This is a genomic window from Pseudomonas sp. KBS0707, from assembly GCF_005937945.2.
Classification (GTDB): domain Bacteria; phylum Pseudomonadota; class Gammaproteobacteria; order Pseudomonadales; family Pseudomonadaceae; genus Aquipseudomonas; species Aquipseudomonas amygdali.
In genome coordinates this window covers 2895503-2911829 of the sequence record NZ_CP041754.1, presented here as the reverse complement: position 1 = coordinate 2911829, position 16327 = coordinate 2895503, and the positions used below count along the sequence as shown (strand labels likewise).

Sequence of the window (16327 nt, the reverse complement as noted above, 5' to 3'; positions counted from 1 at the left end):
TCAGTCAGAGTGCGGCGCAGGATTTGTCTTTCCGACCGAACGCCGGTGTAATCAATCCACATCTTCCTCACCTCCGGAAGAGAAAAAAACAATAACCATCCTTCTACTGCTCACTGGGCGTGGAAGAGGAGTGATCAATGAAGAACTCAGCAAAACTTCTGCTCGCCAGTTCCGTCCTCAGTACCTGTTTCGTGTTCAGTGGCAGTGCCACAGCGGGGACCGTGACCATCGCCACGGTCAACAACAGTGACATGATTCGCATGCAGCGCCTCTCCAAGACCTTCGAAGAAAAGCACCCCGACATCAAGCTCAACTGGGTCGTGCTGGAAGAGAACGTCCTGCGCCAACGACTGACCACCGACATCGCCACCAAGGGCGGCCAGTTCGATGTGCTGACCATCGGCATGTACGAAGCCTCACTCTGGGGTCAGAAAGGCTGGTTGCAGGAAATGAAAGACCTGCCTGCCAGTTACGAGCTGGACGATGTGTTCCCTTCCGTGCGTGACGGCCTTTCGGTGGACGGCAAACTGTTCGCCCTGCCGTTCTATGCTGAAGCTTCAATCACTTACTACCGCACCGACCTGTTCAAGGCCGCCGGCCTGACCATGCCCGAGCGCCCTATCTGGACACAGATTGCCGAATTCGCTGGCAAACTGACTGACAAGTCCAAGGAACAGTACGGCATCTGCTTGCGTGGCAAGGCTGGCTGGGGCGAAAACATGGCGCTGATCACCACGCTGGCCAACGCTTATGGCGCGCGCTGGTTCGATGAGCAGTGGACGCCACAGTTCGATCAGCCAGAGTGGAAGAATGCGCTGAACTTCTACGTCAACACCATGAAGCAGTCCGGGCCGCCGGGCGCCTCCAGCAACGGTTTCAACGAGAACCTTGCGCTGTTCAACAGCGGCAAGTGCGCCATCTGGGTCGACGCCAGCGTTGCCGGTTCGTTCGTGACCGACAAGAAGCAGAGCAAAGTTGCCGACAGCGTCGGCTTCACCTACGCACCGCATGAAGTAACCGACAAGGGCTCGTCGTGGCTGTATTCGTGGTCGCTGGCGATCCCGACCAGCGCCAAGAACACCAAGGATGCTGCCGAGTTCACCCAGTGGGCCACCTCGAAAGAGTACGCCAAACTGGTTGCCGATACCGACGGTGTGTCCAACGTGCCGCCAGGCACCCGTGCCTCGACCTACACCGATGAGTACAAGAAAGCCGCACCATTCGCCAATATCACGCTTGAGTCGCTGAAGAAGGCCAATCCCAAATCGCCATCGCTCAAAACAGTGCCTTACGTAGGCATTCAACTGGTCACCATTCCTGAGTTTCAGGCCATCGGGACCAGCGTCGGTCAGCAGTTCTCCGCAGCGCTCATAGGCCAGTCCACTGTGGATCAAGCCTTGCAGAAAGCGCAAACAGCGACTGTACGTGACATGAAACGAGCGGGTTACCCGAAAGAGAAGAAAGAGTAACCGTACTGTACCAGGGTGAAGGCGTACGCTTTCACCCTGCCGCTCACCTGTGCAACAACTCTGGTGCAATCCGGTTCGGAGCTCTCCATGAATACCTCAGCCTCCCCTGAACGCACGGACCTGTCCGGCGAACAGCAACCGCTCAAAAGCCGTCGATTCAAGCCGGGCTGGTTTCTGGTCAGTCCTTCAGTGGCGCTTCTGCTGGTGTGGATGATCGTGCCGCTGGGCATGACCATTTATTTCTCGCTGATCCGCTACAACCTGCTCTACCCCGGCGAAAACGAGTTCGTCGGGCTGGAGAACTTCCAGTATTTTGTCACCGACAGCGGCTTTCTGCCCGGTGCCGGTAACACCTTGCTGCTGGTCGGCAGCGTACTGGCGATCAGTGTAATCCTCGGCGTGCTGATCTCGGCGCTGCTCGAAGCCAGTGAGTTTTTCGGCCGCGGCATCGTCCGCGTTCTGCTGATCTCGCCCTTCTTCATCATGCCCACGGTCAGCGCGCTGATCTGGAAAAACCTGATTTTCCATCCGGTGTCCGGCGTACTGCTGATGCCGATCTGCAAGGGCGGGCTGGCCTCTACAGCACTGCTATCGCTGATCCTGTGCTGGAACGAAGCGTTCTGGTCGCTGAACCTGACCTCGTCCGCAGCGGCACCGTTGACGGCACTGATCGCCTCCTACTCCAGCCCCGAAGGGCTGTTCTGGGCCAAGCTGTCGGCGGTCTCGACCCTGGCGTGTGCGCCCATCCTGATTTTCGGCTGGATCAGTCAGAAACAGCTGGTTCGCGGCCTGTCGTTCGGCGCTGTCAAATAGCCCGCCTCAAAGAACAAGAAGGAATCCAACATGGCTAACCTGAGCATCCGCAACCTGCAAAAAGGCTTTGATGGTCATCAAATCATCAAGGGTATCGATCTGGACGTGAATGACCGCGAGTTCGTGGTCTTTGTCGGGCCTTCGGGCTGTGGCAAATCCACCCTGCTGCGGCTCATCGCCGGGCTTGAGGAAGTCACCTCGGGGACCATCGAACTCGATGGCCGCGATATTACCCAGGTCACGCCCGCCAAACGCGATCTGGCGATGGTGTTCCAGACCTACGCGCTTTACCCGCACATGACGGTAGGCAAGAACCTGTCATTCGCGCTGGACCTGGCGGGTGGCGACAAGGCCGAGATCAAGAAGAAGGTCGATGAAGCCGCGCGTATTCTGGAGCTCGGCCCGTTGCTGGAACGCAAACCCAAGCAGTTGTCCGGTGGTCAACGACAGCGTGTTGCGATTGGTCGGGCCATCGTGCGCAACCCGAAGATTTTTCTCTTCGATGAACCATTGTCCAACCTCGACGCCGCGCTGCGCGTGCAAACCCGCCTGGAGCTGTCGCGCCTGCACAAAGAGCTGCAGGCCACGATGATTTATGTGACCCACGACCAGGTTGAGGCCATGACCCTGGCCGACAAGGTGGTCGTGCTCAACGGCGGCAAGGTCGAGCAGGTCGGCTCGCCGCTGGAGCTTTATCACCACCCGGCCAATCTGTTTGTCGCAGGCTTTCTCGGCACGCCGAAAATGGGGTTCCTCAAGGGCAAGATCAGTCGAGTGGACAACGCCGGCTGTGAAGTCGAGCTGGATGCCGGAACGCGCATCAGTCTGCCGGTCAATGGCGCAGGACAGAGCGTTGGCGCGGCGGTAACGCTGGGCATCCGCCCGGAACACCTGAACCTTGCCCAGAGCGAAGATTGCCAGTTGCAGGTGATTGCCGATGTCAGCGAACGTCTTGGCAGCGACACCTATTGCCATGTGCGCACCCGTTCGGGCGAGGCGCTGACCATGCGTATTCGTGGCGACCTGGCCAGCCAGTACGGCGAGACGCTGAACCTGCACCTGGACAGTGCCCAATGCCACCTGTTCGACGCTCAAGGTCTGGTGATTGCCAAAGCCTTGCAGACTGTCGCCGCCTGAGTTCCGGAGAGCCCTTCATGAAACTGACCAAAAACAATCTGTCCCGACTGGACGCCGACATTGCCCTGCCCGCCTACACCGTCGAAAGCACTCGCCAGGGCATTGCCCATATCGGCGTTGGCGGCTTCCATCGGGCGCATCAGGCGTTTTACACCGATGCACTGATGAACAGCGGCGAGGGCTTTGAATGGAGCATCTGCGGCGTCGGTCTGCGCACTGAAGACAAAGCCGTACGTGACGCACTGGCGCAGCAGGACTATCTGTACACGCTCTACGAACTGGGCGACACGCCAGATACCGAAACCCGCGTCATTGCCTCGATCAGCGGCATGCTGCTGGCCGAAGACAGCACTCAGGCGTTGATCGACAAGCTGTCCAGCCCGGACATCCGCATCGTCTCGCTGACCATCACCGAAGGCGGCTATTGCATCGACGACAGCAATGGCCAGTTCATGGCGCATCTGCCACAGATCCAGCATGACTTGGCACACCCGGACCAGCCAAAGACGGTATTCGGCTTCCTCTGCGCTGCACTGGCGCGCCGCCGTGCCGAAGGTACGCCAGCCTTTACCCTGATGTCCTGCGATAACCTGCCGCACAATGGCGCAGTCACTCGCAAGGCGCTGCTGGCATTTGCCACCTTGCGCGATGCCGACCTGCATGACTGGATCAAAGACAACGTCAGCTTCCCCAACGCGATGGTCGACCGCATCACCCCCATGACCAGCGCTGCTCACCGGCTGAAGCTGGCGGACGAGAAGCACATCGACGACGCCTGGCCGGTGGTCTGCGAACCGTTCGTGCAATGGGTGCTGGAAGACAAGTTCGTCAACGGTCGCCCGGCCTGGGAAAAGGTCGGCGTGCAGTTCACCGATGATGTGACGCCTTATGAGGAAATGAAGATCAAACTGCTCAACGGCAGCCACCTTGCCCTGACCTATCTGGGCTTCCTCAAGGGTTATCGTTTTGTCCACGAAACCATGAATGACCCGCTGTTCGTGCGCTATATCCGTGCTTATATGGACCTGGACGTCACGCCGCAGCTGGCGTCGGTGCCGGGCATCGACCTGGAAGGCTATAAAGACACGCTGATCGAGCGCTTTTCCAACCAGGCGATCGCCGATCAGCTGGAGCGGGTTTGTTCGGACGGTTCGTCCAAATTCCCCAAATTCACCATTCCGACGATCAATCGTCTGATCGTCGATCAGGGCAATTTCGAGCGCGCCTCGCTGGTCGTTGCCGCGTGGTCGCTGTATCTGCAGGGTGTCGACGAGAACGGCACGACCTACAAAATTCCCGACCCGCGCGCCGAGTTCTGTCAGGCACTGGTGGCCGACGACGAGCTGATTACCCAGCGGCTGTTGCAGGTTGAGGAAATATTTGGCGTTGCCATTCCGAAATCAGCCGAGTTTGTCGCAGCGTTCGAGCAGAACCTCAATGACCTGCGCACGCTGGGCGTCAGTGGCACAATTGACTGCGGCACCCAGGGCACCAAGGTGCTGGTGCTCGATACCGAAAGCAGTACTGTGCTGGGCGAGGGTTCGGCCTCGCATAGCCTGATCAGCGACCATAACGGCCGCCGCGAGCAGGACGTAGGGCAATGGCTGGACGCGCTGCAACAGGCCACCCGCGATGCCTTGGCACAGTCTGGCGTGTCGGGGCAGCAGATTCTCGGCATCGGCGTATCGGGCCAGCAACATGGCCTGGTGCTACTCGATGCTCAAGGTGAGGTGCTGCGCCCGGCCAAACTGTGGTGCGACACTGAATCGGCCCCGGAAAACCAGCGCTTGCTGGATTACCTGGGCGGCGCGCAGGGTTCCCTACAACGCCTTGGTCTGGTCATTGCGCCGGGCTATACCGTGTCCAAACTGCTGTGGACCAAGGAGCAGTACCCGCAGCTGTTTGAGCGCATAGACAAGGTGCTGCTGCCCCACGATTACCTCAACTATTGGCTGACCGGCCGCTGCTGCACTGAATTCGGAGACGCATCGGGCACCGGTTATTTCAATGTGCGCACCCGTGAGTGGGACCTGCCGCTGCTCGCGCACATCGACCCGAGCGACCGTCTGGGCAAGGCGCTGCCGCAATTGGTGCAAGCACACGAAGCGGTTGGCGTGCTGCGTCCTGAAATCGCCCGACTGCTGGACCTGAACCCCGCCGCACTGGTGTCCAGTGGTGGCGGCGACAACATGATGGGCGCCATTGGCACGGGCAATATCCAGCCCGGTCTGATCACCATGAGCCTGGGCTCGTCAGGCACTGTCTATGCCTACGCCGATGAGGCGCGGGTCAGCGAGCATGAGTCGGTCGCTACCTTCTGCTCATCCTCTGGTGGCTGGCTGCCATTGATCTGCACCATGAACCTGACCAATGCGACTACGGCAATTCGTGAGCTGTTCGCTCTGGATATCGCCGGGTTCAACCAGGCCGTCGCCCAGGCACCGATAGGGGCCGAAGGCGTGCTGATATTGCCTTTTCTGAACGGCGAACGTGTGCCCGCTCTGCCCGATGCCACCGGCAGCATCGTCGGCCTGGACAGCACCAATCTGACCCAGGCCAACCTGTCCCGCGCCGTGGTCGAAGGCACCACCTTCGGCCTTCGCTACGGATTGGACCTGCTGCGCGACAGTGGTATCAAAAGCGAGAAAATCCGCCTGATTGGCGGCGGTTCCAAAAGTGCGGTATGGCGGCAGATCGTAGCTGACATCATGAATACTCCGGTGATCTGTACCGACCACGCAGAAGCCGCCGCACTGGGCGCGGCCATTCAGGCCGCATGGTGCTGGTCGCATGCCGACGGCAAGGCTGAGGGCCTGCAGCAACTGTGCGAACGCTGTGTAAGTCTCGATCAAAGCAGTGAGACGCACCCCGTGGTGCATAATGTGGCCGCCTATCAGCAGGTCTATCAGCGTTATCAGGCGCAACTGCGCAAGGTTTGAACCGTTTTTTCATGGAGCACTTATGTTTCTGGTTTGTGGCGAAGCACTGTTCGATATTTTTACCCGCGCTGATGACAGCGGTTCCCTGAACAGATTGGGGTTTGATGCGATTGCCGGCGGCTCTCCATTCAACGTTGCGATCGGACTGCGCCGCCTGGGTGTGGAGGCAGGCTTCTTTGCCGGGCTGTCCACCGATTACCTGGGCCGCCGTCTGCGTGCCGTGCTGGAAAAGGAAACGGTCAATACCGATCACCTGATTGAGTTCGACGCGCCCACGACACTGGCCATGGTCGCCGTGGGCAGCGACGGCTCGCCGACTTACAGCTTTCGCGGCGACGGCTGCGCGGACCGGCAGTTGCGCCTTGAACATCTGCCGGAACTCGATGCGCAGGTACGCGGCATTCACGTCGGCTCGTTTTCGCTGGTGGTGCAGCCGATTGCCGACACACTGCTGGCGCTGGTCGCCCGCGAAAGTGCGACGCGCCTGATTTCACTGGACCCCAACGTGCGCCTCAACCCGGCACCGGACATTCAGCGCTGGCGCAGCCAGGTCGCAGCGTTCGCCGAACATGCGCACCTGATCAAGGTCAGTGATGAAGATCTGCATCTGTTGTACCCGGACAGTGACCCACAAAAAATCGCCGAAGGCTGGCTCGGCAAGCGTACGCAACTGGTCATCGTCACCCGCGGCACGCAAGGTGCCAGCGTCTTTACCCGGCAGCATGGTACTTGGTCAGTGCCGGCAAAAACGGTGGTCACCGCCGATACCGTCGGGGCCGGGGATACTTTTCAGGCGGCGCTGCTGACCTTCCTCAGCGAGCGTCAGCTCGATACGCCACAAGGCTTGTCGACGCTGTCACGGGAAACCCTGGACGAGATGCTGAATTTTGCCGTCGGCGCAGCCGCGCTGACCTGCACAAAGGTCGGGCCGGATCTGCCGTATCGGCATCAGTTGGGGTGATTCAGTTTTCGACGAGAAACAAAAACAGCGGTACATCCGTAACATGTAACGCATGAAATAAAGTCTTCGTGAGCAAGCTCACTCCCACATTCCGAACCTGTTCCAAGCGGGAGAAGTTTCAGGATTCACTCCCATTTGGAAAGCATTCCATTTGTGGGAGTGAGCTTGCTCACGAAAGAGCCATTACAGTCGCCGAACAAGCAACTGAACCCACCGCCTGGTCAAGCCAGCATGCCGGCCTTGATACCTCTGATGCGGGTGTTGATATCATCCGCAACGTTGTTCTGCTTGTCCTTGAGCGCGTCCTGGACTTTCTGGTCAATGGCCAGTTGGTCCTGAGGTGCCATGGCGTCGTAGTCTTTCTGGGTGACGCCCGTCAGCTTCTCGCGCACTTTCTCTTCGGCTGTCTGCTTCAGAGAGTCCATGAACTTCTGTTCTACCGAACCCGTCGATGCAGTGTCAGTGGTGCTGGTGGCGCTGGCCACTGAACCGATGACACCGTTGTCGCGATCAGCCGTCTTTTCCGACAGTGACGAATCACCGGCAGACTTGAGATTGATCATCATCCGCGCGAAGGATTCGTTGTAACCGCTGTTGTCCTGCTTGCTGTCTTGCGATGTTGAATTGCTGACCGGCGTGGTAACCGGTGCTGAACCTGATGTCAGGCCAGCTGCGGCAACCGAGCTGAATGCGTCCTGAGACACCTCATCTACGGTTTTGCGCCCAACCACAGCCCGGGAAACAAGCTGCTCAAGCGCACTCGTGCCAATAATCATCTTTCACCTCCTGATGAACCTGTTGCGCAGGTTAAACAGCAAGTCCAGTGCCAAGTGCACAGTAAAACCATAACTTACTGATTTTTATAACTTAAATTCAAAATCTAAAGATCGGCACTGTCAAAAAAACCCATACATTCTGCCGTTTGCGGCAAACATTCGCCGACACAGGCTGCTTTCAGCCTGCCGCACGACCGGTATTGACGTTCAACAGCTCGATCGGCAACGGTTCAGAGAAGTAGTAACCCTGCGCCTGGGTCGCGCCGATCTCGCGCAGCAACTCGAGTGTTTCCAGATCTTCGACACCTTCGGCGACGACGTTCAGATCAAGGGATTCGGCCATGCGTACGATGGCCCGCACGATGGCCCGGCTGCGTATGCTGGAGGCCAGTCCGAAGATAAACGATTTGTCGATTTTCAAGCCGCTGAAATGGTACTGATGCACATAGCTGAGCGAAGAAAACCCCGCGCCAAAATCGTCCAGCATGACCGACATGCCCTGCTCGGCCAGTTGCTTCATTGACAGGCGTGCCTGCTCGGGGTCGGCCACCAATGCCCCCTCCGTAAGTTCCAGGCACAGACGCCAGGGCGCAACATTCTGTTCAGCAAGCATCGCCAGCACTTCTGCAGCGAATGCCGGGCGGGTGATGCTGTAGCTGGAGCAGTTCACATGCACTGGCGGCCAGTGGCCGTTCTCGGGTTGCGCCAGGATGTTCACCACGCATTTGAGCATGTAGATATCCAGACGGCCAATCAGGCGCAAACCCTCCAGCGCGGGCAAAAAGCTTTCCGGCCCGACAATCCGTCCATCCGGCATGCGCCAGCGGATCAACGCTTCGAACGCCAGTAACTCTCCGGTCCTGACACAGATGACCGGCTGAAAATAGGGGATCAGTTGATCAGTACGCTTCAGGGCCGTGCGCAACGCTCCCTCTTGCTCGACCTGATCCGACACCTCCCGACGCAGAGCCTGATTGAACACGGCGAAGCTGTCACGCCCACCATTCTTGACCCGGTACATGGCGGTGTCGGCATCACGCAAGAGGTCTGCCGGCTCCTGATGAAAGCGGCTGTCAGCACCCACCACGCCGATGCTGCAAGAAGAAAAGACGCTGTGATCGTCAATCACGAACGGTTGCTCGAACGCGGTCAGGATCCGCTGGGCTATATCCGTACCGGCCTGTAACGGTGCATCGATGCTTAGCACCGCAAATTCGTCACCTCCAAGCCTGGCCAGCAGATCCCCTTCACGCATGCAACTGCGCAGCCGCTCGGCGGCCTGCACCAGGAGCATATCGCCGCAGTGGTGGCCAAGGCTGTCATTGATCATCTTGAAACGATCGAGATCGATGAACATGACAATCAGCTGCTGGCCGTTCAGGCAAAAGTCCCGCCACGCCTGTTTCAGGCGATGTTGCAAGTGACTGCGGTTAGGCAGTCCGGTCAACGAGTCGTGGGAGTTTTCATGCTGCAACCTGGCGTTGGCCTGATCCAGCTCCCGGGTCCGGTCGCGAACCCGGGCTTCGAGGAGCACATTGGCGGTGTGGATCGCCTCTGCCGCGCTGCGCCGGGACAGTGCCGTGTCGATGTGGCGAGAGACAAAGGTCAGCAGTTCCTGATCACGCAAGGTATAGCTGACATCCTTCGAATAGCTTTGCACCACTAGCACGCCGCGCACTTGCTCGCCATCGAACAGTGGAATGCCCAGCCAGGAAGAAGAACGACCGGTATTTTTTTGCACCTCGATTTCGCCCAGGCTTTCCAGCCTGCGGGCATCGTCGTAATCGATCAGGCACGGTCGCCGCTGGCCTATCACATACTCGGTAAAGCCGCGCTGCCCACGCCGTGAACGTGGCGGCGTGGGCTGGAATTCGTCGATGTAATAAGGAAAGGTCACTTCGCCTGTAGCGCTGTCGTAAAGGGCGATGTAGAAATTGAGTGCTACCAGCAGCTCGCCGACAATCATGTGCAGGCTGCGAAACAGCTCATTCATATCGCCCGGCTGGCTGGAAAGCTCGGCAATCTGGAACAGAGCACTCTGTAAGTGCTCGGCGCGTTCACGGTCGCGCACTTCCTGGCGCAGGGCGTCATTGGCTGCCGAAAGCTGTTGTGTGCGCAGTGCCACAATCTGCTCCAGGTCGGTACGGCGCAGCAGCCGGTCCAAGGCCATCGCCACATGCCGCGACACCACGGAAAACAACGCGCGATCCTGAGCACTGTAGACGCGGGACACGTCATAGACCTGCATCGCTACCATGCCGAATACTTCGTCCGAGGCGTTTTTCAGGGGCGCGCCCATCCAGAACTCCGGCAGACGCCCCACCCAGAAAAAACGACCTTCGGCTTTTGCCCGCTCGATACAGGCTGCTTCCAGAAACAAGGGTTGCCCGGTGCTCAAGACATACCCGGTGAGCGACATTCGATCGGCGTCGATGAATTCGAACGTCTCGTGGCCCATCGCTTCGTCATCGAAACGGTCGATGTAATACGGATAAGTGATCTTGCGGCTTTGCTGGTCATACAGCGCGACGTAGAAGTTCTCGGCATCGATCAGCGCACTCAACTGCTCATGAATACCCTGCAGAAAAGCCCCGCGATCCAGCGTGGAGCTGGCCAGCAGGCTGATTTCATAGAGAACCCGCTGGGTGTTCTGCGCCCGGATCAACGCAGCGGTCTGCAACAGTGAACCCAGTCTGGCAGCGAGATCCACCAGCGCGGGATGGTCTTTTTCAGCCATTGGCGCCAGCACCCAGCCCAACACGCCCTCGCCCTGCCCGGCGACTCGGCAATGAAGCTGCAATTGAGCACAGTATGTGTCGAAGTCTTCAGCAGCGATGTGCGCAGGCCAGACGACTGCAGGGTCGCCCTGCCCGAGCAGACATTTCAGCTCGCCTGCAGCGTAGGCTGCCCAGGCGATATCCGGTATCTGTTCCCGTGCAGCGCTCAAAAGTGCGTCGATGGGCGCGTGACTGGCGAATCTGTCATGGTTGGCAGCCAACGTGGTGTCTGGACTGAACGCTACGCTCGGGCATATACCCGTGGCCAGATGTGAGACTGTCATGGAAACACCAGATGCATGAGCCGACGACGGTCATCCGTAAAAACCATGACCAAAGGTAACAAGTGTGCTGCTGCATTGTTGCAAAGTTCATACCTTTTTGGCAGACCCTTTGCCTGTCAGATGACATCCATGTGACGTGGGGCACTACACGGCTGCCAGACGGGTCAGATCCAGGTGTGTCGCGAGACCGCCAAGGTGAATGAGCAGGGCTCGGCTATGCTTGCTCGCGGCGTTACATATTCTTCCCCCACTGAACAGGTGACAGTCATGGTCAAGACTTACAGTTACGCAGCGCAGTCTGCTCAGGAAGTGCTCAAACCGTATCAGTTCGAACGCCGCTCACCCGGTGCCGAAGACGTTCAGATCGACATTCTCTACTGCGGCGTTTGTCACTCGGACCTGCATACCGCACGCAATGAGTGGCACAACACACTCTATCCTTCGGTTCCGGGCCACGAAATCGTTGGCCGGGTAACGGCAGTCGGTGCAGACGTCAAACATTTCAAGGTCGGCGACCTCGCGGGTGTCGGCTGCATGGTCGACAGTTGCCAGCAATGTACACCCTGCGCAGAGGGTGACGAGCAATATTGCGAGAGCGGCTTCACAGGTACCTACAACGGCCCGGTATTTGGCGGCGAGAACACCTTCGGCGGCTACTCCGACAAGATCGTGGTCAAGGAGAAGTTCGTCCTGCGCATCTCTCACGACGCCAATCTGGCCGCCGTCGCGCCGCTGTTGTGCGCAGGTATCACCACGTACTCGCCATTGCGCCACTGGAAGGTCGGCCCGGGCAAAAAAGTGGGCATTGTCGGGCTCGGAGGGCTCGGCCACATGGGCGTCAAGATCGCGCACGCCATGGGCGCTCATGTGGTGCTGTTCACGACATCGCCCGACAAGCGTGAAGATGGCTTGCGGCTGGGTGCCGACGAAGTTGTTGTATCCAAAGATGCTGCACAGATGGCAGCCCAGGCCAATAGCCTGGATTTCATCCTCAATACAGTCGCAGCACCGCATGATCTGGATGCATTTCTGTCCCTTCTCAAGCGTGACGGCACCATGACGCTGGTCGGCGCACCGGCAGAGCCGCACCCGTCTCCGGCAGTCTTCAATTTGATCTTCAAACGCCGCAGTCTGGCAGGCTCGTTGATCGGCGGCATTCAGGAAACCCAGGAAATGCTGGACTTCTGCGCCGAACACGGCATCGTTTCAGACATTGAAATGATCGCCATGCAGGACATCAACGAGGCTTACGGGCGGATGCTCAAAGGCGACGTGAAATATCGTTTCGTCATCGACATGGCCAGCCTCAGGCAGGAAATTCCTGCTGACTCAAACGCCGCATGATGCGGGCTGAATGCACCTGAAGAGCCTGGCGCTGCCATGGATGGCTGCGCGCACGAGACATGCCGTACGTCGCAAGGCATGAACTGATAACCCACTGATACTCATACTCACTGTAAGTGTCGACAACGGCTTGAAGCCCGCACTTGCGCCTGGCCCACCCTGCTTCATGCTGGCATGAGCTTGTCCTGGCCAGAAAAATGAACTATTTATTACATTTTAGTGACTATCATTGACTGCCTTTGGGTCTCAAGTTCACGAAGTCCTTGCAGATACTCATGTCAACGGACGTTTTAACAGGTGAACAAATCATGAAACAACGAGCGACAGTCATCTGCAAACGCGACGGCCAGGTCCTCTACGTGCGCAAACCAAAATCGCGCTGGGCATTGCCTGGTGGCAAGATCGAGGCTGGTGAAACGCCTGCTCAGGCCGCCATGCGTGAATTGTGCGAGGAAACAGGCCTGAAAAATCTTGATCTGCTCTATCTCGAGGTTTATGAGAAAGACCAGGTTACTCACTACGTGTTCACTACGCAGGTCCCGGCCTCAAGCAAGCCTTCGCCACAGAATGAGATTGCCGCCTGCAAATGGCTGGCTCCGAAGAAACTCGCAGACTTGAAGGCCAGCAGTGCGACCAAGACCATCGTCAAGTCATATGCCCAGCGGGCCTGAGAGCATTTCGAGCATCTGGCGCAACGCCAAAGGGTGATCAGCCAGATCGGGTTGAACGGTCAGGCCTGAAGCTGTTCTGAGAGAGCAGACGGTTTATTACCTTCATCCCCGTCTCAGGAGATCCCCTATGACTCAGACCGCCCTGGTTGTTGGCGCAAGTGGCATTGTCGGCAGTGCAATCACACAGTTGTTACTGGAAAACGATTGGCAGGTTGCCGCCCTCTCCCGTAGTCCGTCAGCGCGGCCCGGCGTAATTCCGGTGGCTGCAGACCTGCAGAACCCGAAGTCCGTCAGTGCGGCCCTGGCTGATTTGAAGCCCACCCACGTTTTCATCACCACATGGTCGCGTCAGGCCACTGAAGCAGAGAACATCCGCGTCAATGCTGCGATGGTGCGCAATGTGCTGGATGCTGTACGGCCCGCTGGCAGTGTGAAACACGTTGCGCTGGTCACCGGGCTCAAACACTACCTTGGCCCGTTCGAAGCCTACGGTAAGGGCACGCTGCCACAAACGCCGTTCAGGGAGACGCAAGCGCGCCTGGATATCGAGAACTTCTACTACGCGCAGGAAGATGAAGTCTTCGCTGCCGCCGAGAAAGACGGTTTTACCTGGAGCGTCCATCGCCCGCACACCGTGACAGGTGTCGCGGTCGGCAATGCGATGAACATGGCGACCACCCTCGCCGTCTATGCCTCGATCTGCAAGGCAACCGGCCGACCTTTCGTGTTTCCGGGCTCACGCGTGCAGTGGGACAGTCTGACCGACATGACCGATGCACGTCAGCTCGCCCATCAGCAACTGTGGGCCGCCACGACGCCTGCTGCGGCAAATCAGGCGTTCAACATCACCAATGGCGACGTATTCCGCTGGAGCTGGATGTGGGGGCAGATCGCCGAGTACTTCGACCTGCAGCCAGCCGATTTTCCGAGCGAGCCAGCCCCGCTGGAAACGCAGATGGCCGATGATCAGGCTGCCTGGACCGATATTGTCCGCGAGCATCAACTCAAGGAAGGTGATATCAATCGCCTGATTTCGCCATGGCACACCGACGCCGACCTGGGCCGTCCGATCGAAGTGGTTACGGATATGTCGAAAAGTCGCAAACTGGGCTTCACGGCGTTCCAGGCGAGTGACGATGCGTTTTTCGAGGTATTTGAAAAGCTGCGCCGTGACCGACTGATTCCCTGAAGCTGCTTGCCCTCTTGTGCCAAGGCTCTGCGTTGGCACAAGAGTAGGCACTGGCTTCGAGCGAAACAGACGCAACAAAAAAGGGTCAACCTCTCGGTTGACCCTTTTTTTACCGCCCAGCAGAGCGGATTTTATCTGGTAGGCGCGATTGGACTCGAACCAACGACCCCCACCATGTCAAGGTGGTGCTCTAACCAACTGAGCTACGTGCCTGATGTGGGTCGGCATTCTACGGATATTCGAATGCCTGTCAAATTCTTTTTTGCAGTAACTCTCTGAATACGCGAAATTTTTACCCAGGGGTTCAGCACCCAGAGACAAAAAAGGGCCAGCCTTTCGGCTGACCCTTTTCTTACCGCCCAGCAGAGCGGATTTTTATCTGGTAGGCGCGATTGGACTCGAACCAACGACCCCCACCATGTCAAGGTGGTGCTCTAACCAACTGAGCTACGTGCCTGCTGTGGGTCCGCATTCTACGGATATTCAGATACCTGTCAATCTGTTTTTTCTCTAAGCCTATGAATTACAGCGTTTTTTGCCCGTTGGCAGGGAATGACACTTTTCGCCTGTTGCTGGCAGAGCTTTTGGTTCTCGGGTACGATCGCCACATCGTCAAGAATATTAAACGGAGTCTCAGGATGGCAAATACGCCCTATCCGCAGTCCTACTACGCCGCTTCGGCCAATGCCGCCCCGGAACGTCCAGCGTTGCAGGGTGAAGTCGAAACCGACGTGTGCGTCATCGGAGCTGGCTATACAGGCCTGTCGAGTGCGCTGTTCCTGCTGGAGAATGGATTCCGGGTCACGGTGCTGGAAGCGGCAAAAGTCGGCTTTGGCGCGTCGGGGCGTAATGGCGGGCAGATCGTCAATAGTTACAGCCGTGACATTGATGTGATCGAGCGAACCGTCGGACCACGCCAGGCACAGTTGCTGGGGCAGATGGCCTTTGAGGGCGCATCCATCATTCGTGATCGGGTTTCCCGCTACGGTATCCAGTGCGACCTGAAGGATGGCGGTGTATTTGCAGCGCTGACCGGCAAGCAACTGGCGCATCTGGAAGCCCAGCAGCGACTGTGGGAGCGTTACGGCCACACCGGCCTTGAGCTGATGGACAAGCGCCGGATCAACGAAGTCGTTGCCTGTGATCAATATATCGGCGGGCTGCTGGACATGACCGGCGGCCATATTCACCCGCTCAATCTGGCGCTGGGTGAAGCGGCCGCGGTCGAGACCCTGGGCGGCACGATTCACGAGCAGTCGGCGGCCATTCGCATCGAGCGCGGTGCCAACCCTGTGGTCCATACGGCGCAAGGCAAGGTCCGCGCGAAATTCATCATCGTGGCCGGCAACGCCTATCTGGGCAATCTGGTTCCGGAGCTGGCTGCCAAGTCGATGCCTTGTGGCACTCAAGTGATCACCACAGAGCCGCTGAGCGATGAACTGGCCAAAACACTCCTGCCGCAGGATTACTGCGTCGAGGATTGCAATTACCTGCTGGATTACTACCGCCTCAGCGCCGACAAGCGCCTGATCTTCGGCGGCGGCGTGGTCTACGGTGCCAGAGATCCCGCCAACATCGAAGCTATTATCCGGCCGAAGATGCTCAAGGCGTTTCCACAGCTCAAGGATGTGAAGGTCGACTACGCATGGACCGGCAACTTTCTGCTGACCCTGTCTCGCCTGCCTCAGGTTGGCAGGCTTGGCGACAACATCTATTACTCGCAGGGTTGCAGCGGACACGGCGTGACTTATACGCATCTGGCGGGCAAGGTACTGGCCGAGGCGTTGCGCGGTCAGGCAGAGCGCTTTGATGCGTTCGCCGACCTGCCCCACTATCCTTTCCCTGGCGGGCAGATGCTGCGCACCCCGCTTACTGCGTTGGGTGCCTGGTATTACAGCCTGCGTGACAGGTTGGGTTTTTAAGTTCGCTGACAGTAAAACGGCACCTTATCGGTGCCGTTTTTGTTT

11 protein-coding genes, 2 tRNA genes and 1 pseudogene are annotated in these 16327 nt (G+C 58.3%); 10 read left to right on the top strand and 4 right to left on the bottom strand.

Going from position 1 to position 16327, the window contains the following annotated elements:
• Window positions 1–137: 137 nt before the first annotated feature.
• The 6 genes and pseudogenes from FFH21_RS13795 to FFH21_RS13770 all read left to right on the top strand — a co-directional run bounded on the left by FFH21_RS13795 (window position 138) and on the right by FFH21_RS13770 (window position 7319).
• Complete coding sequence (locus FFH21_RS13795; protein ID WP_011168672.1) at window positions 138–1469, top strand: sugar ABC transporter substrate-binding protein; 1332 nt, start codon at window positions 138–140, stop codon at window positions 1467–1469.
• An 87-nt stretch (window positions 1470–1556) separates the two neighbouring features.
• Window positions 1557–2282, top strand: coding sequence for a carbohydrate ABC transporter permease (locus FFH21_RS30585; protein WP_011168671.1), 726 nt, complete (start codon window positions 1557–1559; stop codon window positions 2280–2282).
• A gap of 30 nt (window positions 2283–2312) precedes the next feature.
• Complete coding sequence (locus FFH21_RS13780) at window positions 2313–3419, top strand: ABC transporter ATP-binding protein (protein WP_010202752.1); 1107 nt, start codon at window positions 2313–2315, stop codon at window positions 3417–3419.
• 17 nt (window positions 3420–3436) lie between these two features.
• A pseudogene (locus tag FFH21_RS30215) lies at window positions 3437–4894 on the top strand (mannitol dehydrogenase family protein); the annotation flags it as partial.
• Entirely contained in the window at window positions 4889–6358 is a 1470-nt protein-coding gene (xylB, locus tag FFH21_RS30210) for a xylulokinase (protein ID WP_050772294.1), read from the top strand. The pseudogene FFH21_RS30215 and the gene xylB, both read left to right, overlap by 6 nt.
• Window positions 6359–6380: 22 nt before the next feature.
• Complete coding sequence (locus FFH21_RS13770) at window positions 6381–7319, top strand: carbohydrate kinase (RefSeq protein WP_004658118.1); 939 nt, start codon at window positions 6381–6383, stop codon at window positions 7317–7319.
• Window positions 7320–7540: 221 nt separating this feature from the next.
• Here FFH21_RS13770 and FFH21_RS13765 read toward each other — a convergent pair whose 3' ends face one another.
• Window positions 7541–8095: a hypothetical protein gene (locus FFH21_RS13765; protein WP_004665039.1), complete on the bottom strand. Its 555-nt coding sequence runs from the start codon at window positions 8093–8095 to the stop codon at window positions 7541–7543.
• Between the two features lie 178 nt (window positions 8096–8273).
• Window positions 8274–11156, bottom strand: coding sequence for an EAL domain-containing protein (locus FFH21_RS13760; RefSeq protein ID WP_011168669.1), 2883 nt, complete (start codon window positions 11154–11156; stop codon window positions 8274–8276).
• 267 nt (window positions 11157–11423) lie between these two features.
• Here FFH21_RS13760 and FFH21_RS13750 point away from each other — a divergent pair, with 267 nt between their 5' ends.
• From FFH21_RS13750 to FFH21_RS13740, 3 genes are all read left to right on the top strand, one after another.
• On the top strand, window positions 11424–12500 hold the full coding sequence (locus FFH21_RS13750) for an NAD(P)-dependent alcohol dehydrogenase (RefSeq protein ID WP_011168668.1): 1077 nt from the start codon (window positions 11424–11426) through the stop codon (window positions 12498–12500).
• Window positions 12501–12808: 308 nt separating this feature from the next.
• On the top strand, window positions 12809–13171 hold the full coding sequence (locus FFH21_RS13745) for an NUDIX hydrolase (protein ID WP_011168667.1): 363 nt from the start codon (window positions 12809–12811) through the stop codon (window positions 13169–13171).
• Between the two features lie 127 nt (window positions 13172–13298).
• Window positions 13299–14360 (top strand): SDR family oxidoreductase, encoded by a 1062-nt coding sequence (locus FFH21_RS13740; RefSeq protein WP_011168666.1) that lies wholly within the window; start codon window positions 13299–13301, stop codon window positions 14358–14360.
• Window positions 14361–14496: 136 nt separating this feature from the next.
• Here FFH21_RS13740 and FFH21_RS13735 read toward each other — a convergent pair.
• Together FFH21_RS13735 and FFH21_RS13730 are read right to left on the bottom strand one after the other, a co-directional pair.
• Window positions 14497–14573: transfer RNA gene (locus tag FFH21_RS13735), tRNA-Val, on the bottom strand.
• Between the two features lie 167 nt (window positions 14574–14740).
• Window positions 14741–14817 (bottom strand) — tRNA-Val (locus FFH21_RS13730).
• 181 nt (window positions 14818–14998) lie between these two features.
• On the opposite strand from FFH21_RS13730, the gene FFH21_RS13725 reads away from it, so the two are divergent.
• A complete protein-coding gene (locus FFH21_RS13725) occupies window positions 14999–16282 on the top strand; it encodes an FAD-binding oxidoreductase (RefSeq protein ID WP_004658121.1) in 1284 nt (427 codons plus the stop codon).
• Window positions 16283–16327 lie beyond the last annotated feature (45 nt).